The 23,083-nt window shown below is 65.8% G+C and carries 19 protein-coding genes; 11 read left to right on the forward strand and 8 right to left on the reverse strand.

The window, feature by feature from the left end; translation table 11 throughout:
• Position 1 precedes the first annotated feature (1 nt).
• The 3 genes from lspA to dut all read left to right on the forward strand — a co-directional run bounded on the left by lspA (position 2) and on the right by dut (position 2,283).
• Positions 2-502 (forward strand): signal peptidase II, encoded by a 501-nt coding sequence (gene lspA / locus CFB45_RS14245; RefSeq protein WP_069248662.1) that lies wholly within the window; start codon positions 2-4, stop codon positions 500-502.
• Positions 503-569: 67 nt separating this feature from the next.
• Positions 570-1,781, forward strand: a complete 1,212-nt coding sequence (gene coaBC / locus CFB45_RS14250; RefSeq protein WP_089426151.1) for a bifunctional phosphopantothenoylcysteine decarboxylase/phosphopantothenate--cysteine ligase CoaBC — start codon at positions 570-572, stop codon at positions 1,779-1,781.
• Positions 1,782-1,836: 55 nt separating this feature from the next.
• Entirely contained in the window at positions 1,837-2,283 is a 447-nt protein-coding gene (gene dut / locus CFB45_RS14255; protein WP_057926079.1) for a dUTP diphosphatase, read from the forward strand.
• A 51-nt stretch (positions 2,284-2,334) separates the two neighbouring features.
• Here dut and CFB45_RS14260 read toward each other — a convergent pair whose 3' ends face one another.
• From CFB45_RS14260 to clpS, 4 genes are all read right to left on the reverse strand, one after another.
• Positions 2,335-3,105 (reverse strand): COG4705 family protein, encoded by a 771-nt coding sequence (locus CFB45_RS14260; RefSeq protein WP_089426152.1) that lies wholly within the window; start codon positions 3,103-3,105, stop codon positions 2,335-2,337.
• Positions 3,106-3,240: 135 nt separating this feature from the next.
• Positions 3,241-4,620: an amino acid permease gene (locus CFB45_RS14265; RefSeq protein ID WP_089426639.1), complete on the reverse strand. Its 1,380-nt coding sequence runs from the start codon at positions 4,618-4,620 to the stop codon at positions 3,241-3,243.
• A 104-nt stretch (positions 4,621-4,724) separates the two neighbouring features.
• Positions 4,725-7,025: an ATP-dependent Clp protease ATP-binding subunit ClpA gene (gene clpA / locus CFB45_RS14270; protein ID WP_089426153.1), complete on the reverse strand. Its 2,301-nt coding sequence runs from the start codon at positions 7,023-7,025 to the stop codon at positions 4,725-4,727.
• Positions 7,022-7,336 (reverse strand): ATP-dependent Clp protease adapter ClpS, encoded by a 315-nt coding sequence (clpS, locus tag CFB45_RS14275; RefSeq protein ID WP_006398529.1) that lies wholly within the window; start codon positions 7,334-7,336, stop codon positions 7,022-7,024. The genes clpA and clpS overlap by 4 nt, the downstream gene beginning before the upstream one ends.
• A 545-nt stretch (positions 7,337-7,881) precedes the next feature.
• On the opposite strand from clpS, the gene CFB45_RS14285 reads away from it, so the two are divergent.
• Positions 7,882-8,085: a cold-shock protein gene (locus tag CFB45_RS14285; protein ID WP_006478030.1), complete on the forward strand. Its 204-nt coding sequence runs from the start codon at positions 7,882-7,884 to the stop codon at positions 8,083-8,085.
• 184 nt (positions 8,086-8,269) lie between these two features.
• Here CFB45_RS14285 and CFB45_RS14290 read toward each other — a convergent pair whose 3' ends face one another.
• Positions 8,270-9,868: a multicopper oxidase family protein gene (locus tag CFB45_RS14290; protein WP_089426640.1), complete on the reverse strand. Its 1,599-nt coding sequence runs from the start codon at positions 9,866-9,868 to the stop codon at positions 8,270-8,272.
• Between the two features lie 668 nt (positions 9,869-10,536).
• On the opposite strand from CFB45_RS14290, the gene CFB45_RS14295 reads away from it, so the two are divergent.
• Positions 10,537-10,761, forward strand: coding sequence for a hypothetical protein (locus CFB45_RS14295; RefSeq protein ID WP_089426154.1), 225 nt, complete (start codon positions 10,537-10,539; stop codon positions 10,759-10,761).
• 122 nt (positions 10,762-10,883) lie between these two features.
• On the opposite strand, the gene CFB45_RS14300 is transcribed toward CFB45_RS14295, so the two are convergent.
• A complete protein-coding gene (locus tag CFB45_RS14300; protein WP_089426155.1) occupies positions 10,884-13,112 on the reverse strand; it encodes an NADP-dependent isocitrate dehydrogenase in 2,229 nt (742 codons plus the stop codon).
• 281 nt (positions 13,113-13,393) lie between these two features.
• Positions 13,394-14,650, reverse strand: a complete 1,257-nt coding sequence (gene icd, locus CFB45_RS14305) for an NADP-dependent isocitrate dehydrogenase (RefSeq protein WP_006478026.1) — start codon at positions 14,648-14,650, stop codon at positions 13,394-13,396.
• 277 nt (positions 14,651-14,927) lie between these two features.
• Between icd and CFB45_RS14315 the strand changes: the two genes are divergently transcribed.
• The 6 genes from CFB45_RS14315 to CFB45_RS39880 all read left to right on the forward strand — a co-directional run bounded on the left by CFB45_RS14315 (position 14,928) and on the right by CFB45_RS39880 (position 22,045).
• The gene (locus CFB45_RS14315; protein WP_089426156.1) at positions 14,928-15,506 is read left to right on the forward strand and encodes a pseudouridine synthase; all 579 of its coding nucleotides are present in this window, start codon (positions 14,928-14,930) and stop codon (positions 15,504-15,506) included.
• A 281-nt stretch (positions 15,507-15,787) separates the two neighbouring features.
• A complete protein-coding gene (locus tag CFB45_RS14320; protein WP_011352970.1) occupies positions 15,788-16,003 on the forward strand; it encodes a hypothetical protein in 216 nt (71 codons plus the stop codon).
• 163 nt (positions 16,004-16,166) lie between these two features.
• A complete protein-coding gene (locus CFB45_RS14325; protein WP_089426157.1) occupies positions 16,167-16,667 on the forward strand; it encodes a DUF192 domain-containing protein in 501 nt (166 codons plus the stop codon).
• A gap of 217 nt (positions 16,668-16,884) precedes the next feature.
• Positions 16,885-18,996, forward strand: a complete 2,112-nt coding sequence (fusA, locus tag CFB45_RS14330; protein ID WP_089426158.1) for an elongation factor G — start codon at positions 16,885-16,887, stop codon at positions 18,994-18,996.
• Between the two features lie 165 nt (positions 18,997-19,161).
• Positions 19,162-20,172, forward strand: coding sequence for a HoxN/HupN/NixA family nickel/cobalt transporter (locus CFB45_RS14335; protein WP_174941971.1), 1,011 nt, complete (start codon positions 19,162-19,164; stop codon positions 20,170-20,172).
• Between the two features lie 289 nt (positions 20,173-20,461).
• On the forward strand, positions 20,462-22,045 hold the full coding sequence (locus CFB45_RS39880; RefSeq protein ID WP_089426641.1) for a hypothetical protein: 1,584 nt from the start codon (positions 20,462-20,464) through the stop codon (positions 22,043-22,045).
• Positions 22,046-22,071: 26 nt separating this feature from the next.
• Here the strand turns inward: CFB45_RS39880 and CFB45_RS14345 are convergent, their stop codons facing one another.
• On the reverse strand, positions 22,072-22,917 hold the full coding sequence (locus tag CFB45_RS14345) for an aldo/keto reductase (protein WP_089426160.1): 846 nt from the start codon (positions 22,915-22,917) through the stop codon (positions 22,072-22,074).
• Positions 22,918-23,083: the final 166 nt, after the last annotated feature.

Genomic DNA, 23,083 nt, shown 5'->3' on the forward strand with positions numbered 1-23,083 from the left:
CATGGCGAAAACCCTGTCGAAACCGGCCAGCGGCGCGCTTGCGCCCTGGCTCGGCATTTCGCTGATCGTGATCCTGTTCGACCAGCTGTCGAAGATCGCGATCCTGAAGACGTTCGCGTACGGCGCGCAGCACGAGCTGACGTCGTTCTTCAACCTCGTGCTGGTGTACAACCGCGGCGCCGCGTTCGGCTTCCTGTCGACCGCAGGCGGCTGGCAGCGCTGGGCGTTCACCGCGCTCGGCATCGCCGCGACGCTCGTGATCTGCTTCCTGCTGAAGCGTCACGGCCAGCAGCGGCTGTTCAGCCTGTCGCTCGCGATGATCCTCGGCGGCGCCCTCGGCAACGTGATCGACCGGCTCGTCTACGGCCACGTGATCGACTTCCTCGATTTCCATCTCGGCGCCTGGCACTTCCCGGCGTTCAACCTCGCCGATTCCGCGATCACGGTCGGCGCGGTGCTGCTGATCTACGACGAACTGCGTCGCGTGCGCGGCTCGCGCTAAACGCGCATACTCGGCGTCGACGGCCGGCTTCGCGCCGGCCGTTCCGTTTGACCCTTGGAGGCCTGAGTTGGCACACGCAGAACTCGCAGGAAAACACCTCGTTCTCGGCCTGACGGGCGGCATCGCCTGCTACAAGATCGCCGAGCTCACGCGGCTGCTCGTGAAGGCCGGCGCGACCGTGCAGGTCGCGATGACCGAAGCCGCCACCCAGTTCATCACGCCCGTCACGATGCAGGCGCTGTCGGGCCGCCCCGTCTACACGAGCCAGTGGGACGCGCGCGTCGACAACAACATGGCGCACATCGACCTGTCGCGCGAAGCCGATGCGATCGTGATCGCGCCCGCGTCGACGGATTTCCTCGCGAAGCTCGCGCACGGATTCGCGGACGATCTGCTGTCGACGCTATGCGTCGCGCGCGATTGCCCGCTGCTCGTCGTTCCCGCGATGAACCGCCAGATGTGGCAGAACCCGGCCACGCAGCGCAACGCCGCGCAACTGCGCGCGGACGGCGTGTCGGTGCTCGGCCCGGATTCGGGTGCGCAGGCGTGCGGCGAAGTCGGCGACGGCCGCATGCTCGAGCCCGAGGCGATCTACGAAGCGATCGTCGCGCACTTCGCGCCGAAGGTGCTCGCGCACCGGCGCGTGCTGATCACGGCCGGCCCGACGTTCGAACCGCTCGACCCGGTGCGCGGCCTCACGAACCGCTCGAGCGGCAAGATGGGCTTCGCGCTCGCGCGCGCCGCGCAGCAGGCCGGCGCCGACGTGCATCTCGTCGCGGGGCCGGTGGCGCTCGACACGCCGTGGGGCGTCTACCGTCAGGACGTGCAGACGGCGCAGCAGATGTACGACGCGGTCATGCATGCGGTCGCCGATGCCGATATCTTCATCGCGGTGGCTGCCGTCGCCGACTGGCGCGTCGCCCAGCCGGCCGAGCACAAGATGAAGAAGACGGCCGACCGCAAGATGCCCGAGCTCGCGTTCGTCGAGAACCCCGACATCCTCGCGTCGGTCGCGGCGCTGCCCGATCCGCCGTTCTGCGTCGGCTTCGCGGCCGAAAGCGGCGACCTCGACGTGCACGGCGACGAGAAGCGCAAGCGCAAGAACGTGCCGCTGCTGGTCGGCAACCTCGGCCCGCTGACGTTCGGTCGCGACGACAACGAAGTCGTGCTGTTCGAGGCCGCCGGCCTCACGCGCCTGCCGCGCGCACCGAAGGACGAACTCGCGCACACGCTCGTCGCGGAAATCGCGAAGCGCCTGCCCGACAACCGCCTGATCTGATCTCCCGCGCGGCGGCCGTTGCCGCCGCGCCCTTCCCGACTCATCCGACGACCGCATGAAACTCGACCTGAAGATCCTCGACGCGCGCATGCGCGACTACCTGCCCGCCTACGCAACCACCGGCAGCGCGGGCCTCGACCTGCGCGCGTGCCTCGATGCACCGGTCACGCTGCAGCCGGGCGAGACCACGCTCGTGCCGACCGGCCTCGCGATCCATCTCGCCGATCCCGGCTACGCGGCGCTGATCCTGCCGCGCTCGGGGCTCGGCCACAAGCACGGCATCGTGCTCGGCAACCTCGTCGGCCTGATCGATTCCGACTACCAGGGCCAGCTGATGGTCTCGACGTGGAACCGCGGCCAGACCGAGTTCGTGCTGAATCCGTTCGAGCGGCTCGCCCAGCTCGTGATCGTGCCGGTCGTGCAGGCGCAGTTCAACATCGTCGACGACTTCGCGCAAAGCGATCGTGGCGAGGGCGGCTTCGGCAGCACCGGCCGTCACTGAACGACGCAACGAAAAAAGGGGCCTCGCGGCCCCTTTTCCATTCCTTCGCCGTCATTCCTCGACGGATTGTGCGATCCGCGCGGGCGCCAGGTCGCGCTGCCGCGATTGAGCCACGATCGCATAAATCACCATCGCGACCAGCACGCCGAGCAGCACGGCCGACGAGCCGATCGTGCCGAGCGCGAGGCCGCCCTTCGCCACCGGCTTCGTCAACAGGTCACCGACCGTCGCGCCGAACGGGCGCGTGAGCACGAACGCGGCCCAGAACAGCAGCACGCCGGAGATCCGCGTGAAATAGTGCGCCAGCACGATCACCGCCAGCAGCCCGCCGATCAGCAGCGCGCCGCCACCGAAGCCGAGCCCTGAACTGTCCGCGAGGAAGTCACCGAGCGCCGTGCCGAGCGTGTTGGAGAACAGGATCGCGATCCAGTACAGCAGCTCGACCTTGCGCGTGCGAATCAGGTCGACCGACAGCGATTCGCCGCTCAGGCGCCACACGGCGAAGATCGCCAGCAGGATCGCGACGAGAATCGACGAGCCGGCCGCATAGCCGAGGCCGAGCGTGCGGTCCATGAAGTCGGACATCGTCGTGCCGGCCGTGCTCGTCGCGACGATCACGGCCCAGTAGATCGCCGGGCGATAGCGTGTCGTCCTGAGCTGCGCGCCCAGCGTCACGAGAAAGAAGCCGAACAGCAGGATGGAGCTCACCGCGTAGCCGACGTTCAGCGTCATCGACAGCAGGTCGCCGCCGGTTTCGCCGAGCGTCGTCGCGCAGATCTTCATGATCCAGAACGCGAGCGTGATTTCGGGAAGTTTGTTCATTCGAACCCCTTTTGCAGGAAAGCGGCGGGCCGGCGCGTGCCGGCCCGCCTTGCAGACAGGATCGAATGTAGTCGCCGCAGGCTTAACGCAACCTTAGCGAACGGGGAATCGGTGCGGGCGGCCGCGCCGTGACCCTCAACGCGCGTGCTGGTGCCGGTAATGCAGCGCGTACGCGAGCGTGAGCAGCACGACGAACACGACGCCGACCACCATCGTCATCCGGAATTCGCGCGTGAACGCGGTCGTGAACAGAATCGCCGCGACGAGGCCCGCGCCGAGCAGGCTGCCGAACGGATGCCCCCACATCCGGAATGCGAGCGCGGGGCCGCGATAGCGCGCACGGAAGCGCAGGTGCGTGACGAAGATCATCAGCCACGTGAACAGTGCGCCGAACATCGCGATCGCCATCATCACGGTGAACGCGGTGTCGGGCGCCAGCGCGACCAGCACGGCCGCAACCGCGACGCCGCTCGTCGAGATCCACAGCGCCGCGCGCGGCACGCCGTTCGTGCCGAGCCGGCCGAACACCGCGGGCGCGAGCCGCGCACGCGACAGGCTGAACATCATCCGCGTCGTCACGTAAAGCTGGCTGTTCATCGCCGACAGCGCCGCGATCAACAGCACGAAGTTGATCACGCCTGCCGCGTACGGCACATGAGTCGCGGCCATCACCTTCACGAACGGGCTTTCGTCGGTGCCGGCCTGCGTCCACGGCACGATCGCGAGCATCAGCGACAGCGTCAGCAGGTAGAACAGCACGAGCCGGAACACGGTCGAACGGAACGCGCGCGTGACCGCGTGCTGCGGATCGCGCGCCTCGCCGGCCGCGATCGCGACGGCTTCGATGCTCATGTAGCTGAAGATCGCGACGATCACCGCGACCCAGGTGCCCCACGGCCCCTTCGGCATGAAGCCGCCGTGCGCGGTGTAGTTCGCGAAACCGACGCCCGATGCGGCCGGCGCCGACCACACGAGATAGGCGCCGAGCACGATGAACACGACGATCGCCGCGATCTTCAGCAGCGAGAACGCGTATTCGACCGTGCCGTACAGCGTGACGCTCGCGAGGTTCACGGCGATCAGCACCGCGGAGAAGCCGATCACCCAGTACCAGCCGGGCACCGCCGGGAACCAGTACTTCATGAACACGGCGATCGCGCTGATCTCGGTGCCGATCGCGAACACGACCGCGAACCAGTACGCATAGCGCACCAGGAAACCCGCCAGCGGGCCGACATAATGCTCGGCATACGCGCCGAACGAGCCGGCCGTCGGATGGGCGACCGTCATTTCCGCGAGCGCGCCCATCAGCAGCAGCGCGATCAGCGCGCCGATCGCATACGAGACCAGCACGCTCGGGCCGGCGAGCCCGATCGCGAACCCGCTGCCGAGGAACAGCCCCGTGCCGATCGCGCCGCCGATCGCGATCATCGCCATCTGCCCAGACGTCAGCGCGTGGCGCAAACCCTGTTCGCGCGCGACGATGTCGTCGAACGTCCGTTGTTGTTGTGTCACTGCGTTGCCACTCCCCTGCACCACCATCGCGCCGCCGGCGCCAGATAAAACGAAACGGCGCGGAAAACCTCCCGCGCCGTTCGCATGAACTACCCGATTATCGCTTACTCGACTTCGACCGCCTCTTCGTTCGGCTTGTGCGGCGGGTTCCCGAGCTTGTCGAACGACAACTGCACCTTGTCGCCTTCGTCGACGTCGACCGTCACGTGACCGCCGTTCAGCAGCTTGCCGAACAGCAGTTCGTCGGCCAGCGCACGGCGGATCGTGTCCTGGATCAGTCGCTGCATCGGCCGCGCGCCCATCAGCGGGTCGAAGCCGTGCTTCGCGAGATGCTTGCGCAACGCGTCGGTGAAGAGCGCGTCGACCTTCTTCTCGTGCAGCTGTTCCTCGAGCTGGATCAGGAACTTGTCGACCACGCGCATGATGATTTCCTCATCGAGCGAGCGGAAGCTGATGATCGAATCCAGGCGGTTGCGGAACTCCGGCGTAAACAGGCGCTTGATGTCGGTCATCTCGTCGCCCGTTTCACGGCGCGTCGTGAAGCCGATGGTCGCCTTCTGCATCGACTCGGCGCCCGCGTTCGTCGTCATGATGATGATGACGTTGCGGAAATCCGCCTTGCGGCCGTTGTTGTCCGTCAGCGTGCCGTGATCCATCACCTGCAGCAGCACGTTGAAGATGTCCGGATGCGCCTTCTCGATTTCGTCGAGCAGCAGCACGCAGTGCGGCTTCTTCGTGACGGCTTCGGTCAGCAGGCCGCCCTGGTCGAACCCGACGTAGCCCGGCGGCGCGCCGATCAGGCGGCTCACCGCGTGACGCTCCATGTATTCCGACATGTCGAAGCGGATCAGCTCGATGCCGAGCGTGAACGCGAGCTGGCGCGCCACTTCGGTCTTGCCGACGCCCGTCGGGCCGGAGAACAGGAACGCGCCGATCGGCTTGTCCATCTTGCCGAGGCCCGCGCGCGCCATCTTGATCGAGGCTGCCAGCGCATCGATCGCCGGATCCTGGCCGAACACGACGCTCTTCAGGTCGCGGTCGAGCGTCTGCAGCTTGCTGCGATCGTCCTGCGATACGCTCTGCGGCGGCACGCGCGCGATCTTCGAGATGATTTCCTCGATCTCGCTCTTGCCGATCGTCTTCTTCTGCTTCGACTTCGGCAGGATGCGCTGGGCCGCGCCCGCTTCGTCGATCACGTCGATCGCCTTGTCCGGCAGGTGACGGTCGGTGATGAAGCGCGCCGACAGTTCGGCCGCGGCCGACAGCGCACCCGACGAATACTTGACGCCGTGATGCTCCTCGAAGCGCGACTTCAGCCCGCGCAGGATCGCGACCGTCTGCTCGACGGTCGGCTCCGTCACGTCGACCTTCTGGAAGCGCCGCGACAGGGCCGCGTCCTTCTCGAAGATGCCGCGATACTCGGTGAACGTGGTCGCGCCGATGCACTTGAGCACGCCCGACGACAGCGCCGGCTTCAGCAGGTTCGACGCATCGAGCGTGCCGCCCGACGCGGCACCCGCGCCGATCAGCGTGTGGATCTCGTCGATGAACAGGATCGCGTGCGGACGCTCCTTCAGCTCCTTCAGCACCGTCTTCAGACGTTGCTCGAAGTCGCCGCGGTACTTGGTGCCCGCGAGCAACGCGCCCATGTCGAGCGAGTAGACCTGCGCGTTCGCGAGGATGTCCGGCACTTCGCCGCGCGTGATGCGATACGCGAGCCCTTCCGCGATCGCGGTCTTGCCGACGCCGGCCTCGCCGACGAGCAGCGGATTGTTCTTGCGGCGGCGGCACAGCACCTGGACCACGCGCTCGACCTCGGGCTCGCGACCGATCAGCGGATCGATGCGGCCGTCCTTCGCCATCTGGTTCAGGTTCTGCGTGAATTGCGCGAGCGGGGTTTCCTTCTGCGCATTCGCGTCTTCGCCTTCCGCGTTCGCGTCGGCCGACTTCGCGGCTTCGCCGTTGTTCGTCTTCGCGATGCCGTGCGAAATGAAGTTCACGACGTCGAGGCGCGTGACGCCCTGCTGCTGCAGGTAGTACACGGCATGCGAATCCTTCTCGCCGAAGATCGCGACCAGCACGTTCGCGCCGGTCACTTCCTTCTTGCCGTTCGACGTCGACTGGACGTGCATGATCGCGCGCTGGATCACGCGCTGGAAACCGAGCGTCGGCTGGGTATCGACATCGTCGGTACCCGGGACGGTAGGTGTGTTGTCGTGGATGAAATTGCGCAGGTTCTGACGCAAGTCCTCGATGTTTGCCGCGCACGCGCGCAACACCTCGGCTGCCGTCGGATTATCCAGCAGAGCCAGCAGCAAATGCTCGACCGTAATGAACTCATGGCGCGCCTGGCGTGCTTCCATGAACGCCATGTGCAGGCTGACTTCCAATTCCTGGGCAATCATGCTTCCTCCATCACGCACTGCAGCGGATGCCCGGCCTGCCGCGCATGGGTAACGACTTGCTCAACCTTGGTCGACGCGATGTCCCGCGTATAGACCCCACAAACCCCTCGCCCTTCGCGATGGACCTTCAGCATGATCTGCGTGGCCGTCTCGCGATCCTTCTTGAAATACTCCTGGACCACCATCACGACGAATTCCATCGGCGTGAAGTCGTCGTTCAGCAGCACCACCTTGTACATCGAAGGCGGCTTGAGCTTCTGCTGCTTGCGTTCCAGGACGGTGCTGTCCTGCTTGTCCGGGATAATCGCCATACACCCATTCTAAACAACTCGGACAGGCCCGCAATCCTGCCATTACCCGACCGACCGGCCGGCGCCCTCCCCGGAATCCCGGAACACGCGATCTTCTTCGTGCCATACGAAAGCCGGCTGCGGTGCCGGCTTTCACGCGTGGCGCGGAACACGAACCGTCAGGGGAACCGCACCGGAACGTCGTGTCCGCATCCAGTATCCCACAAGCCGGGACGACTCGAACGCGTGTCACTCGAGCCTGGTATATGAGCCGATTATGCGGCTTTTCAAGACCTCGCGCTTGGCCGCGTGCTGCCAAGCAAAGCCGGAAAAACCCTGAAAATGGGTTCTTTACAACGTCCCTCTAAACGTCTAAAAATTCCACTTGACACTCCAATAAAGAGCGCCAACAATCAAGCTGGCACTTTTTTCAATTTGCCGGTTGGCAAAATGAAAGAGGCCGAGGTGAGCTTGTGAGGGGGGAACGGCTGCGTTTTTCAGGTCGTTTAGCTTTTCGAGCGTGCTCGTGGTAAGTAGCAGCGACTGTGTGACAGGGGAAGTAGGAAATGGCAACTGGTATCGTTAAGTGGTTCAACGACGCGAAGGGCTTCGGTTTCATCACTCCCGATGAGGGCGGTGAGGATCTGTTTGCGCACTTCTCGGCTATCACCATGAATGGCTTCAAGACGCTGAAGGAAGGCCAGAAGGTGAGCTTTGACGTCGTTCAAGGACCGAAGGGCAAGCAAGCGTCGAACATCCAGGCCGCATAAGGCATCGGATATCAGACGAAGAAACCCGGCGCATGGTTTGCGCCGGGTTTCTTTATTTGAGGCCGGCCAATCGATAATCGATTGGCCGGCCTTTTCGTTCAATCCCGATAATTGAACATACATTGTCTTGTCACGCGCGCAGATCGGATACTCATCCCGCGCGTGAAACATAATCACCGCCTCGTTACACGACCTTCAGCGTGCCCATCATGCCGAGATCCTCGTGTTCGAGAATGTGGCAATGAAACATGCGCTCTCCGGGCATGTCTTGCGTGACGAGAATCGTCACGGTTTCGCCGCTGCGCACGTTCACCGTATCGCGCCATGCACGGAACGGTTCGCTCGTGCGCGAACCGCCCGATTCGCGTTCGATCACCTGGAACTGCGTGCCATGCAGGTGGAACGGGTGATCCATGTCGGTGCCGTTGCGGATCGTCCAGCGCTCGACGTCGCCACGGCGGCTCGTCAACGTCGCGCGATGCGGCGCGTAAGTGTCGCCGTTGATCGTGAAGCGCATGCCGGCCGGACGGCCGTGCGCCGCGCCCTTCATCATCGCGTCCATGTCCATCTCTTCGCCGAACTCGACCGTCTTGTGCGCGACCGGCTCGCCCAGCGGCGGCACCGTGCGCAGGGTCGCCGGCAGCGCACGTGCGGCGGCCGGCGCGAATGCGACGTCGGCCAGCGCCAGCGCCGGATCGGGCGGCAGGCTGCCGTGTCCGTCATCGTGCGACATCGACATCTTGCGGCGGTCGTATTCAGCCGCCTGCAGCACGGCGCGCGACGCCCGGTCGCCGGCGCGGACCAGCAGCTCCGCCCGTTCGCCCGGCGCGATCAACAGCGACGTGACGCGGCGCGGCGCGTCGAACAGCCCGCCGTCGGTGCCCGCATGCTCGAACGTACGACCGTCGTCGAACGCGACGCGCAAATAGCGCGCGCTGCACGCGTTCCACACACGCCAGCGCTCGTCGCCCGCGACGTCGATCCGCGGCCGGCGGGCGCCGTTGACCAGCACGAACTGGCCCTCGCGGCCGTTCATCCAGTCCATCATGTCGTTCGGTGCAATCGTGCCGTCGCGCGCAAGCTTCAGGTCCGACACGAACAGGTTGCGCTCGGGCCAGCCCGCCAGCGGATCGTCCGCGGCGCGCACGACGAACGGGCCGGCCAGCCCGCGGAAGACCTGTTCGGCCGTCATCATGTGCGGATGCGGGTGGTACCAGTAGGTGCCGGCACTCCCCTTCGGCAACGTGAAGCGGTACACGCGCGACGCGCCGGGCGCGACGGGATCGGAAGGATTGCCGTCCTGGTCAGGCGGCACCGGCAGGCCGTGCCAGTGGATGGTCGAAGGCTGCGGCAGCTTGTTCACGAACTTGATCTCGACCGTGTCGCCCTCGCGCACGTCGATCAGCGGACCGACGACGGGGCCCTGCGTGCCCGCGCCGAACTGCCAGAACGTGGTCGGCCGTGCACCGTGCAGCATCGGGCGCGCCACGGGCTGCGCCACCAGCGTGGCCCGGAACGTGCCGGGCTCGCGGCCTTCGTTCGCGAGCGTGCGCAGCGCCGCGAGCGGCGCGCCGGCCGGCAGCGCGTCGGCGGCCGCGAGCGCGGCCGGTGCGGACTTGCCGTGCTGCCCGTGATCCGCCGTCCCTGACATGCCGGGCATGTCGTCCATCGAGTCCATGCCGGCCATGCCGGCGTGGCCGGCATGCTGCGCCCACGCGACGCGCGCGAACAGTGACGCGGCCGCGACACCGATGGCGCGCGACAGGAAGGTTCTCCGTATCATCAATCGTTCCTCGTTATCCATGCTGGGTCGCGCGGCCGCCGCGACGCCCGCGCCGGCCGGCCGAAGCGCCGATGCGCCGATGCGCGACGCAAATCCTGATGCCCGCGTCATCATAACCGCAGGCCAAAATCGAGACGCGCCGCGGCCGGCCGGGCGGCGATACGCCGCAGGGCTCGACAACGCCGCACCCGATTCGGCACGCAGCGTCGATCGGCGATCCACGGCTCTTCGCTCACGGCCGAAGCGCCACTCAACCCTGCCCCGGGCAGTTCCAGGCGGTCGCCTCGCGCCTGCCGTTCGGCTCCACCACGGCGCCGGTCACTTCGCCGATCCGCAAACCCGCCAATATTTCATGATGCGGAACAAGTCTCTGCGTTATAAAAATTCGTGGTGCAGGGCACAAAATCCCCGTTTCGCGATGCCAAAAAACGTTCCGCAATACAAAACGATGGAAATAATTATTTGTTTTTAAAAGAGAATTTTTGTTTAGTGAAGCCGTTCTACATGCACCATCCGAGCGGGCCGCGGACGTAGACTTTGTTCCATGCATTGACGCTTCGCCACGACGTTCGATACGGAACCCGGCGCAAGCAGCCAGTCGGGCCACGGCCGGCCAAGCCGGCAGGCGGCACACCAGAATCGCTTGTGATCAGAAAGGGAGAACGGAAATGAAGGGATTTCGCTTTGGTTCAGCGCTCGGGTCGTTCTACATCCTGCCGGCAAACGGCGGCTGGGAAGCGACGTTCGGCAACGCCTCGCTCGGCGCGTTCTCGTGCCCGGAAATCGCGGCCGACCGCATCTCCCGCGGCGACTGCGCGCAACCGTCCGAACTGGACACGGCGACGCTCGAAGTGCCGGACGAAATCGCCGAGTGGGAAATCGTTCACGTCTGAATGGCACATCTGCAACGACAAACGCCCCGGGCGACCGGGGCGTTTGTCTTAATGCCGGGCAGCGAACGGCTCAATCCGCCGCACCGGCCCATGCCTGGGCCCGCGCGATCGCGCGGCCTGCGTCAGGCGACCGCGTCGACGATGCCGTTCAGCGTCGCGCTCGGGCGCATGGCCTGGCTCGTCAGGTCGACGTTCGGACGGTAGTAGCCGCCGATAGCTTGCGCGTTGCCCTGCGCGGCCGCCAGCTCTTCCAGGATGCGCGCTTCGCTGTCGGACAGCGCCTTCGCCACGCCTTCGAACTGCGCCTTCAGCGCCGCGTCCTCGGTCTGCTCGGCCAGCGCCTGCGCCCAGTACAGGCACAGGTAGAAGTGGCTGCCGCGGTTGTCGAGGCCGCCGACCTTGCGCGCCGGCGACTTGTTCTCGTCCAGGAACTTGCCGGTCGCCTGGTCGAGCGTCTTCGCGAGCACGACCGCCTTCGGGTTCTGGTATGCGTTGCCGAGATGTTCGAGCGACGCGGCCAGCGCGAGGAATTCGCCGAGCGAATCCCAGCGCAGGAAGCCTTCCTCGACGAACTGCTGCACGTGCTTCGGCGCGGAGCCGCCTGCACCCGTTTCGAACATCCCGCCGCCGGCCATCAGCGGCACGATCGACAGCATCTTCGCGCTGGTGCCGAGTTCCATGATCGGGAACAGGTCGGTCAGGTAGTCGCGCAGCACGTTGCCGGTCACCGAGATCGTGTCCTTGCCCGCACGGATGCGCTCGAGCGAGAAACGCGTGGCTTCGACCGGCGTCATGATGCGGATGTCGAGGCCGTTCGTATCGTGATCCTTCAGGTAACGCTCGACCTTCGCGATGATCTGCGCGTCGTGTGCGCGAGCCGGATCGAGCCAGAACACGGCCGGTGCGCCGGTCGCGCGTGCGCGGTTGACCGCGAGCTTGACCCAGTCCTGCACCGGTGCGTCCTTCGTCTGGCACATGCGCCAGATGTCGCCCGCTTCCACGGCATGCTCGAGCAGCACGTTGCCCGCTTCGTCGGTGACGCGCACGACGCCGTCCGCCGGGATCTGGAACGTCTTGTCGTGCGAACCGTATTCTTCAGCCGCCTGCGCCATCAGGCCGACGTTCGGCACGCTGCCCATCGTGACCGGATCGAACGCGCCATGCTGCTTGCAGTCCTCGATCACGGCCTGGTAGACACCGGCGTAGCAGCGATCCGGAATCACGGCCTTCGCGTCGTACAGCTGGCCGTCCGGGCCCCACATGCCGCCCGAATCGCGGATCATTGCCGGCATCGATGCGTCGACGATCACGTCGCTCGGCACGTGCAGGTTCGTGATGCCCTTGTCCGAGTTGACCATCGCCAGGCGCGGACGCACTGCGTACTCAGCCTTGACGTCGGCTTCGATCGCTTCGCGCGTGTCGGCCGGCAGGTCCTTCAGGCGCGCGTACAGGTCGCCGATGCCGTTGTTCGGGTTGAAGCCGACCTTCGCCAGCACGTCCGCGTGCTTCGCGAGCGCGTCGCGGTAGAACACCGACACGAAGTGACCGAACAGAATCGGGTCCGAGACCTTCATCATGGTCGCCTTCAGGTGCACCGAGAACAGCACGTCCTGCGCCTTCGCGTCGGCGATCTGCGCTTCGATGAAGCTGCGCAGCGCGTTGCGGCTCATCACCGACGCGTCGATCACTTCACCGGCCTTCACGGCCGTCTTTTCCTTCAGCACCTTCTTAGCGCCGTCGGTCGTCGTGAGTTCGATCTTCACGCTGCCGGCATCGGCGATCAGCGCCGACTTCTCGCTGCCGTAGAAGTCGCCTTCGCTCATGTGCGCGACGTGGGCCTTCGACGTCGCCTTCCACGCGCCCATCTTGTGCGGATGCTTGCGTGCGTAGTTCTTGACCGACAGCGGCGCGCGGCGGTCGGAGTTGCCTTCGCGCAGCACCGGGTTCACCGCGCTGCCCTTGATCTTGTCATAGCGAGCCTTGACCGCCTTCTCTTCGTCCGTCGACGGATCTTCCGGGTAGGCCGGCAGCTTGTAGCCCTGCGCCTGCAGTTCGGCGATCGCGGCCTTGAGCTGCGGCACCGATGCGCTGATGTTCGGCAGCTTGATGATGTTCGCTTCCGGCTTCAGCGTGAGCTGGCCCAGTTCGGCCAGATCGTCGGCACCCTTCTGCTCGGGCGGCAGGACGTCTGCGAAGGCCGCGATGATGCGGCCGGCGAGCGAGATGTCGCGCGTTTCGACGGCGACGCCGGACGAACGCGTGAAGGCCTTGACGATCGGCAGCAGCGAATAGGTCGCGAGCGCGGGCGCTTCGTCAGTGAGGGTGTAGATGATCTTGGGCGAAGTGGACATGGTGGTCAAAGCATTGCTACGTGATTGTTGGACTGGGAGCGCCGGCGGGTAACCGGCGGGGAGCGACCGGGTCGGTCGCGAAAGGGGCGCGCCGGCTAGCCGGGCGGTGGTGTTGCGAGGGCCGTCATGTTCTACCTTGCAGGGGCTCCGGGCCGCATCGCGGCGCCGCGGCCCGCATGCCGGACCGCCCTGCCAACAAACCTGCCATCCACGAAACGCTCCGGCGCCGGCAGTAGGCGCCGGGGCGGCCGGACACGCGCCGGCCCACCCCGGAAGGGGTCTTACATGTTCTCGATCAGCACTTCACCGAAGCCCGAGCACGACACCTGCGTCGCACCCTCCATCAGGCGCGCGAAGTCGTAGGTGACGCGCTTCTGCAGGATCGACTTCTCCATCGCGGCGATGATCGTGTCGGCTGCTTCCGTCCAGCCGAGGTGGCGCAGCATCATTTCTGCCGACAGGATCTCGGAACCCGGGTTCACGTAATCCTTGCCCGCGTACTTCGGCGCGGTGCCGTGCGTCGCTTCGAACATCGCGACCGAATCCGACAGGTTCGCGCCCGGCGCGATCCCGATGCCGCCGACCTGCGCGGCCAGCGCGTCGGAGATGTAGTCGCCGTTCAGGTTCAACGTGGCGATCACGTCGTATTCGGCCGGGCGCAGCAGGATCTGCTGCAGGAACGCATCGGCGATCGAATCCTTGATCACGATCTCGTTGCCCGTCTTCGGGTTCTTCACGCGCATCCACGGGCCGCCGTCGATCAACTCGCCGCCGAATTCCTTCTGCGCGAGCGCGTAGCCGGCGTCACGGAACAGGCCTTCCGTGAACTTCATGATGTTGCCCTTGTGCACCAGCGTGACCGACTTGCGATCGTTGTCGATCGCATACTGGATCGCCTTGCGCACGAGACGCTCGGTGCCTTCGGTCGACACGGGCTTGACGCCGATCCCCGAGGTTTCCGGGAAGCGGATCTTCTTCACGCCCATCTCGTCCTGCAGGAACTTGATCACCTTCTTCGCCTGCTCGGAGCCCGCGGCCCATTCGATGCCTGCGTAGATGTCTTCCGAGTTCTCGCGGAAGATCACCATGTCGATCTTTTGCGGCTCGCGCACCGGCGACGGCACGCCCTTGAAGTACTGCACCGGGCGCAGGCACACGTACAGGTCGAGTTCCTGGCGCAGCGCGACGTTCAGCGAACGGATCCCGCCGCCGACCGGGGTCGTGAGCGGCCCCTTGATCGACACCACGTATTCCTTCAGCACCTGCAGCGTTTCGTCCGGGAGCCACACGTCCGGGCCGTACACCTTCGTCGCCTTCTCGCCCGCGAAAATCTCCATCCAGTGGATCTTGCGCTTGCCCTTGTAGGCATGCGCGACCGCCGCGTCGACGACCTTGATCATGACCGGCGTGATATCGAAGCCCGTACCGTCGCCTTCGATATAGGGAATGATCGGCTGATCGGAAACGTTGAGCGAGAAGTCCTTGTTGACGGTGATCTTGTCACCGCCTTCCGGAACCTTGATGTGCTGATACGGCATGATCGACTCCAGTGACGTGGCTGAGCAGGTGATGCTGGTCGAAGCTGCGCGCGCGGCGGGGGCGCGGCATGGCCACCCCGTGACGGCAACAGCGAGCCGCTATTCTAGCGCCCCAACCGGGCACTTCGGCATGAAGCGCGGCACTGCGTATCAAGACCCCACTTATGTCTTATATAAGACAGAGGACTTGCCGTTCCGTATTATGCATTAAGATTCCGCCATTTGCCATAGACCGCCCGCCCCCGCTTCCCGCGGCGCGCCGGGCGGACGCCCCGCCATGAACCTGATCGCCCTCAACAAGCCGTTCGGCACGATTTGCCAGTTTTCCGCGCACGAGACGCGGCCGTCGCTCGGCGACTGGGTCAAAACGCCCGGCGTCTACGCGGCCGGCCGGCTGGACGCGGACAGCGAGGGGCTGCTGCTGCTCACCGACGACGGCGCGCTGCAGGCGCGCATCGCCGAGCCGCGCCACAAGCTCGTCAAGCGCTACTGGGCGCAGGTCGAGGGCGCGCCCGGCCCCGCCGACCTGAAGGCGCTCGCGCGCGGCGTCGACCTCGGCGACTACGTGACGCGTCCATGCCGCGCCGAGTTCATCGACCCGCCCGACACCCTGTGGCCGCGCACTCCGCCGATCCGCTACCGCGCCGCGATCCCGACGACGTGGATCGAGCTTGCAATCACCGAGGGCAAGAACCGGCAGGTGCGCCGGATGACGGCGGCAGTTGGCTTCCCGACGTTGCGCCTGGTGCGCGTCGGCATCGGCGCACTGGATATATTCGCGCTCGGCATTGCACCGGGAGAAACAATCGCACTGCCGCCACGCGCACCGTGGGAGGGTTTCGCGCCCGCCGGATGACGAATTCGGGATAGGCGAATTTTTCGTCATCTTTTTCGTCAACCGGCTGCGAAGATCGCGCGTTAAACCACGCAGATGCCAACCTTAGCTATCCGGCATTGGCAGCCGAACCCGTGTTTGCGTCACGAAAGCGACGTTTTTATCGAATACGATTCGGCGCCCGCAGCGCAATGAGAAATTTCTCGAAGCGTCTGTCAACCGAAAGGTGGATGGCACCGTTAGACGACATGACTCCTATTGCCGGGTCATTTGGTTAATTAACTAAAGCTGAGGAACACAACATGAACAAACTGATCGCTGCTCTGGTCGCTGGTCTCTTCGCAACGGCTGCATTCGCACAAGCATCGGCTCCGGAAGCTGCTCCGGCTGCTGCTGAAGCTGCTTCGGCACCGGCTAAGCACGCTGCTAAGAAGCACCACGCAGCTAAGAAGCACCACAAGGCATCGAAGAAGGCTGCAGCGAGCGACGCAGCAGCACCGGCAGCTGCTTCGAACTAAGTAAGCTTGCTGTAATAAATAACGCAGTCAAGAACACGCAGTCTTGCCGTTCTTACGGCGTTGAAAGGCAGATCACCGCAAGGCGATCTGCCTTTTTCTTTTTGTGCCCGACGACGCGCATCGCGTACCATGCGGGTCTCGTTTTCCAGATAGGAGCCTTGCTGTGCAATTCTCCCTGCGCTCGTCGCTCGGCCGCCTTGCGCGCGCCGCCGTGTTTCCCGCCGCGCTCGCCGTCATGGCGTTCGGCATGCAGGCCGCCAGCGCGCAAGTGCCGCCCGGCGCCAAGCAGCCGAGCGAATTCCCGCGCGTGAAGCTGCGCGCCGGCATGTACGTGATCGACGCAGCCGTCGCCGCGAACGACCCCGACCGCGAACAGGGGCTGATGTACCGTTCGCAGCTCGCGCCGAACGAAGGCATGCTGTTCGTGTTCAACGAGAACGCGGTGCATTGCTTCTGGATGAAGAACACGCTGATCCCGCTGTCGATCGCGTTCATCCGCGCGGACGGCACGATCACCGACATCGACGAGATGAAGGCCGAGACGACCGACAACCACTGCCCGCGCAACAACGGCGTCTATGCGCTCGAAATGAGCAAGGGCTGGTTCGCGACGAAGGGCATCAAGCCCGGCATGAAGCTCGAAGGCCTGCCGAAGGCCCAGTAACGGCCATTGCCGCGGCACCGTGCCGCGCACCGACCGAAGCCGGCCGCCCGTTGCGCGCCGGCTTTTTTTTCGCCCGCCGGCGGTGGCGCCCGGCTTGATTCCGCCGCCGCCGGCCGCATCTGCAAAAGCCACGCGCAAGCGCTATGCTTTAAGTCTCGCTTGTCCAGCCCGGGCCGCCGCTGTCGGCCCGCTTACATCCGAACCTAAGGAGGTTCACGTGCCCCGCAAAACCCCCATCGAGCGCTATCGAAATATCGGGATCAGCGCTCACATCGATGCCGGCAAAACCACGACGACCGAGCGCATCCTGTTTTACACCGGCGTGAGCCACAAGATCGGTGAAGTGCACGACGGCGCGGCCACGATGGACTGGATGGAGCAGGAGCAGGAACGCGGCATCACGATCACGTCGGCCGCGACCACGGCCTTCTGGAAGGGCATGGCCGGCAACTATCCCGAGCACCGGATCAACATCATCGACACGCCCGGGCACGTCGACTTCACCATTGAAGTCGAGCGCTCGATGCGCGTGCTCGACGGCGCGTGCATGGTCTACGACTCGGTCGGCGGCGTGCAGCCGCAGTCCGAGACCGTCTGGCGCCAGGCCAACAAGTACAAGGTGCCGCGCATCGCGTTCGTCAACAAGATGGACCGCATCGGCGCCGATTTCTTCCGCGTGCAGAAGCAGATCGGCGAGCGCCTGAAAGGCGTCGCCGTGCCGATCCAGATTCCGATCGGCGCGGAAGATCATTTCCAGGGCGTCGTCGATCTCGTGAAGATGAAGGCGATCGTGTGGGACGACGAAAGCCAGGGCGTGAAGTTCTCGTACGAGGACATCCCGGCAAACCTCGTCGAGCTCGCACACGAATGGCGCGAGAAGATGGTCGAGGCCGCGGCGGAAGCGAGCGAGGAACTGCTCGAGAAGTACCTGCACGACCATGAATCGCTGACCGAGGACGAGATCAAGGCCGCGCTGCGCAAGCGCACGATCGCGAACGAGATCGTGCCGATGCTGTGCGGCAGCGCGTTCAAGAACAAGGGCGTGCAGGCGATGCTCGACGCGGTGATCGACTACCTGCCGTCGCCGGTCGACGTGCCGGCCATCCTCGGCCACGACTTCGCCGATCCGGAAAAGCCGGCGGAACGTCATCCGAGCGATGACGAGCCGTTCTCGTCGCTCGCGTTCAAGATCATGACCGACCCGTTCGTCGGCCAGTTGATCTTCTTCCGCGTGTATTCGGGCGTCGTCGAATCGGGCGACACGGTGCTCAACGCGACCAAGGACAAGAAGGAACGGCTCGGCCGGATCCTGCAGATGCACGCGAACGAGCGCAAGGAAATCAAGGAGGTGCGCGCGGGCGACATCGCGGCGGCCGTCGGGCTGAAGGAAGCGACCACCGGCGACACGCTGTGCGATCCGGCGAAGCCGATCATCCTCGAGAAGATGGAATTCCCGGAGCCGGTGATCTCGCAGGCCGTCGAGCCGAAGACGAAGGCCGACCAGGAAAAGATGGGCCTGGCGCTGAACCGCCTCGCGCAGGAAGATCCGTCGTTCCGCGTGCAGACCGACGAAGAATCCGGCCAGACGATCATTTCGGGGATGGGCGAGCTTCACCTCGAAATCCTGGTCGACCGGATGAAGCGCGAATTCGGCGTCGAGGCAACGGTCGGCAAGCCGCAGGTCGCATATCGCGAGACGGTGCGCACGACGGCGTCCGACGTCGAGGGCAAGTTCGTCAAGCAGTCGGGTGGTCGCGGCCAGTACGGCCACGCGGTGATCACGCTCGAGCCGAACCCCGGCAAGGGCTACGAGTTCCTCGACGAGATCAAGGGCGGCGTGATTCCGCGCGAATTCATCCCGGCCGTCGACAAGGGCATCACCGAGACGCTGAAGAGCGGCGTGCTCGCGGGCTATCCGGTCGTCGACGTGAAGGTGCACCTGACGTTCGGCTCGTACCACGACGTCGACTCGAACGAAAACGCGTTCCGGATGGCCGGCTCGATGGCGTTCAAGGAAGCGATGCGCCGCGCGAAGCCCGTGCTGCTTGAGCCGATGATGGCCGTCGAGGTGGAAACGCCCGAGGACTTCATGGGCAACGTGATGGGCGACCTGTCGAGCCGTCGCGGCATCGTGCAGGGGATGGAAGACATCGCGGGTGGCGGCGGCAAGCTCGTGCGCGCCGAAGTGCCGCTCGCGGAAATGTTTGGCTATTCGACGTCGCTGCGTTCGGCCACGCAGGGCCGCGCGACCTACACGATGGAGTTCAAGCAGTACGCGGAAACGCCGGCCAACGTATCGGAAGGCGTGATCAACGCGAAAGTGAAGTAAGCGCGGCGCGCTCGCGCGCTGCTGCTTGCAGGCAAGGCCCGTCCGGTTCCGGACGGGCCTTTTTTCATTCGCGCGCACCGCGCACACGGCCTTTTTTGATCGGCACGTCCCGGTTTTTTTTCGCGTGCCACAATGCATCGCGATTCATCAGATGGAACCATCCCGATGCCGCCCACCCCTGCCCTGCGCCGCCTGCTGATCCTCTATGCCGGCCTGATCGCCGCGAACGCCGCCGTCTGGCTGTGGGCGCTCGCCGTGTTGCGCGATCATCCGCTGCTGCTCGGCACCGCGGCGATCGCATACGGGCTCGGGCTGCGTCATGCGGTCGACGCCGATCACATCGCCGCGATCGACGTTGCAACGCGCAAGCTGATGCAGGAAGGCCAGCGTCCGGTGAGCGTCGGGCTGTTCTTCTCGCTCGGTCATTCGACGATCGTGATCGCCGCGACGCTCGGCATCGCGCTGACCGCGTTCGCGCTGCGCGACCGGTTCGACGCATTCCGCGAGATCGGCGGCACGATCGGCACGGCGGTGTCGGCCACCTTCCTGCTCGTGCTCGCGTGCGTGAACCTGGTGATCCTGCGCGACGTGTGGCGGCGCTATCGCGGCACGCACGGGCATGCGCACGATGCCGCGCATGTGCACCGCCCCGCCGGGCTCGTGTCCCGGCTGCTGCGACCGCTGTTCCGGTTCGTGTCGAAGAGCTGGCACATGTATCCGGTCGGCGTGCTGTTCGGGCTCGGTTTCGATACTGCAACCGAAATCGGCCTGCTCGCGATCGCCGCCGCACAGGCGAGCCAGGGGCTGCCGGTCTATACGGTCATGCTGTTTCCCGCGCTGTTCACCGCCGGCATGACGCTGATCGACTCGACCGACAACGTGCTGATGATTCACGCGTACGGCTGGGCGATGGACGATCCGCAGCGCAAGCTGCTCTACAACGCGAGCATCACGTTCGTGTCGGCGGCCGTCGCACTGGCGATCGGCGGGATCGAGGCAGCCGGCCTGCTGGCCGACAAGCTGTCGCTGACGGGCCCCGTGCGCGACGCGCTCGATGCGCTCGGCGAACGCTTCGGCTCGATCGGCTACGGCATCGTCGCCCTGTTCCTCGTCTGCTGGATCGCGTCGATCCTGTTCCACCGCTGGCAGCGTGCGGCCGATGCGCCCGCGCGCTGAACATAGCTCAGACGTTTCATTCCGGAAACAAAACTCCCCCCAAGGCGTTGCAGGCGCCGTCGCGCACTCGCGTGCGCCTTGCGCGACGGGCGCAAGCGGCCGGTGGCACGGATCTCGCAGATAGGGATTCGCACGGCGGGCCCGCATACCGTTCCGCGCTCGCGGCTGGCGTCCAGCGCCCGCCCGGACGCGATCGGCTGCCGACAGGACTACGAATCTTTACCGGCCCCCTGCACCACACCTAGATAGCCGCGCGGCGACGAGGCATCGCGCGCATGGGGAGGCCATGATGCTCAAGAAGAAACAACCGTTCCGTACGCCGGGACGGCGCTATCGCGCAACCTTGTTCGCCGCAGCCGCGTTCGCGTGCTGCTGCTCGTATGCCGTCGCACAGGATGCGACACCGGACGCCGCGGCCGATGCAGTTGCCAGCGCGGACGCCATCATGACGCTGGTCGACGATGCTTCGCCTTGCGCAGCCAATCCGTCGGCGTGCGCGGTGCACGTTTTCGCCGGCGGGCGCGTGGGCGGAAATGGCGCAGGCTCGGGCGGCAATGGCAGCGGCGGCAGCCCCGGTAGCGGAAACGGGAACGGCAGCGGGAACAACGGCAACGGTACCGTCGGGCCTGCTGGTGTCGGCGGAACGACAAGCGGAACATCCGGCGGCACGAGTGGTTCAGGTGGCTCGGGCCGCGGAGGCAATGCGTCCGGCAGCGGGGGTTCGGGCGGTGGTTCTTCCGGTGGCGGCACTTCGGGTGGTGGCACTTCGGGTGGTGGCACTTCGGGTGGCGGCACTTCGGGTGGCGGCACTTCGGGTGGCGGCACTTCGGGTGGCGGTACTTCGGGTGGCGGTACTTCCGGCGGCGGTACTTCCGGTGGTGGCACTTCCGGCGGCGGCACCGCCGGTGGCGGTACCTCGGGTGGCGGTACCTCGGGTGGCGGTACTTCCGGTGGCGGCACTTCGGGTGGCGGCACCTCCGGTGGCGGTACTTCGGGCGGCGGTACCTCCGGTGGCGGTACCTCGGGAGGCGGCACTTCCGGTGGTGGAACTTCAGGCGGCGGAGGTCACGGCGGACATGGTGGCCATGGCGGTGGTGGTGGTGACGGTGATGGCGGCGGTCACGGCAACGGCGGCCATGGGAACGGTGACGGCGGCGGTCACGGCAACGGTGGCGGCCATGGCGACGGCGATGGCGGTGGTGACGGCAACGGTGGTGGCCATGGCGACGGCGATGGCGGTGGTCACGGCAACGGTGGTGGCCATGGTGACGGCGGTGGCGGCGGCCACGGCAACGGTGGTGGCCATGGCGACGGCGGTGGCGGTGGTCACGGCAACGGTGGCGGCCATGGCGACGGCGATGGCGGTGGTCACGGCAACGGTGGTGGCCATGGCGACGGCGATGGCGGTGGTCACGGCAACGGTGGTGGCCATGGCGACGGCGGTGGCGGCGGCCACGGCAACGGTAGTGGCCATGGTGACGGCGGTGGCGGCGGCCACGGCAACGGTGGTGGCCATGGTGACGGCGGTGGCGGCGGCCACGGCAACGGCGGTGGCCATGGCGACGGCGGTGGCCACGGTAACGGTGGTGGCAACGGCAATGGAAACGGCAGTGGCGGCGCCGGCAATGGCGGGGCCAACGGTGTCGGCAACGGTCGCGGCAATGGCAATGGCGCCGGCGGCAACAGCGGCTCGGGCAACGGCGGCGGTACCGGCAGCAACGGCGGCCACGGTAACGGCGGTGGCAACGGCAATGGAAACGGCAGTGGCGGCGCCGGCAATGGCGGGGCCAACGGTGTCGGCAACGGCCATGGCACCGGGAACGGCAACGGCGGCGGTCACGGCAACGGCGGATCGTCAGGAGGCCACCACTGACCTGCTGCGTTGATCCGCGGGTATCGTCAGAGCATCTCGAGCGCGCGCTTGCTGCGTGGCGGACGGAAGTAAGCGTCAAGCTGCGCGCGCTCGTCATCGCTGAGCACGAAATCGAGCGCGGCCCGGTTGTCGCGCACGTGTTCGAGCCGCGATGCCTTCGGGATCGCGAACACCCCCGGCTGCGCGAGCACCCACGCGAGCGCGACGCGCATCACCGACACGCCGCGCTGCCGCGCGATCTCGTCGAGCGGCGAGTGCTTCGGCAGCCGCCCGTGATCGACCGGACTGTAGGCCATCGCCGGCATCCGGTGCTCGGCAAGCCACGGCAGCAGGTCGAACTCGGGGCCGCGCCGCGCGATGTTGTAAAGGATCTGGTTGGTCGCGCACGCACCGCCACCGGCTTCATCGACGAGCTCGGCCATGTCGGCCGTATCGAAATTGCTGACGCCCCAGTGACGGATCTTGCCCGCGCGCCGCAGCGCCTCGAAGCCTTCGACCGTCTCCTCGAGCGGCACCGAGCCGCGCCAGTGGAGCAGGTACAGGTCGAGGCGATCGGTACGCAGGCGCTCGAGGCTCGCATCGCACGCGGCGACGACGCCGCGCCGGCTCGCATGGTGCGGATAGACCTTGCTGACGAGGAACACGTCGTCGCGCAAGCCCGCGAGTGCTTCGCCCACCAGCTCCTCGGTCGCGCCGTCACCGTACATCTCGGCCGTATCGACCAGCGTCATCCCGAGCGCGACGCCTTCGCGCAGCGCCGCGATCTCGTCTGCGCGCCGGCCCGGCCGTTCGCCCATTTCCCACGTGCCCAGGCCAAGCTTCGGAATCGTCTCGCCGTCCGGCAGGACGACCGTGGCGATCGTGTCTGTCATGCGTTCCTCGTTGCGGATTCGTGGCCGCGCACCGCGGCCCAGCCATGGAATACGACGCATCAGTGTAGTCAATCGGCGCGCCATTCACCTATTGCACGGCAAAAACCGGCTATAACGGCGCCACGTGATGACTTAGAATGGCCGCAATCAGATCGATACCCACTCC

This window comes from Burkholderia sp. HI2500, from assembly GCF_002223055.1.
In the GTDB taxonomy this organism is placed as follows: Bacteria; Pseudomonadota; Gammaproteobacteria; order Burkholderiales; family Burkholderiaceae; genus Burkholderia.

Bases quoted from the DNA above. Each gene is read 5' to 3' on its own strand.
- lspA (WP_069248662.1), top strand. From the start codon at position 2: ATGGCGAAAACCCTGTCGAAACCGGCCAGCGGCGCGCTTGCGCCCTGG.
- dut (WP_057926079.1), top strand. From the start codon at position 1,837: ATGAAACTCGACCTGAAGATCCTCGACGCGCGCATGCGCGACTACCTG.
- CFB45_RS14260 (WP_089426152.1), bottom strand. From the start codon at position 3,105: ATGAACAAACTTCCCGAAATCACGCTCGCGTTCTGGATCATGAAGATC.
- clpA (WP_089426153.1), bottom strand. From the start codon at position 7,025: ATGATTGCCCAGGAATTGGAAGTCAGCCTGCACATGGCGTTCATGGAA.
- clpS (WP_006398529.1), bottom strand. From the start codon at position 7,336: ATGGCGATTATCCCGGACAAGCAGGACAGCACCGTCCTGGAACGCAAG.
- CFB45_RS14285 (WP_006478030.1), top strand. From the start codon at position 7,882: ATGGCAACTGGTATCGTTAAGTGGTTCAACGACGCGAAGGGCTTCGGT.
- CFB45_RS14290 (WP_089426640.1), bottom strand. From the start codon at position 9,868: ATGATACGGAGAACCTTCCTGTCGCGCGCCATCGGTGTCGCGGCCGCG.
- CFB45_RS14295 (WP_089426154.1), top strand. From the start codon at position 10,537: ATGAAGGGATTTCGCTTTGGTTCAGCGCTCGGGTCGTTCTACATCCTG.
- CFB45_RS14300 (WP_089426155.1), bottom strand. From the start codon at position 13,112: ATGTCCACTTCGCCCAAGATCATCTACACCCTCACTGACGAAGCGCCC.
- icd (WP_006478026.1), bottom strand. From the start codon at position 14,650: ATGCCGTATCAGCACATCAAGGTTCCGGAAGGCGGTGACAAGATCACC.
- CFB45_RS14315 (WP_089426156.1), top strand. From the start codon at position 14,928: ATGAACCTGATCGCCCTCAACAAGCCGTTCGGCACGATTTGCCAGTTT.
- CFB45_RS14320 (WP_011352970.1), top strand. From the start codon at position 15,788: ATGAACAAACTGATCGCTGCTCTGGTCGCTGGTCTCTTCGCAACGGCT.
- CFB45_RS14335 (WP_174941971.1), top strand. From the start codon at position 19,162: ATGCCGCCCACCCCTGCCCTGCGCCGCCTGCTGATCCTCTATGCCGGC.
- CFB45_RS39880 (WP_089426641.1), top strand. From the start codon at position 20,462: ATGCTCAAGAAGAAACAACCGTTCCGTACGCCGGGACGGCGCTATCGC.
- CFB45_RS14345 (WP_089426160.1), bottom strand. From the start codon at position 22,917: ATGACAGACACGATCGCCACGGTCGTCCTGCCGGACGGCGAGACGATT.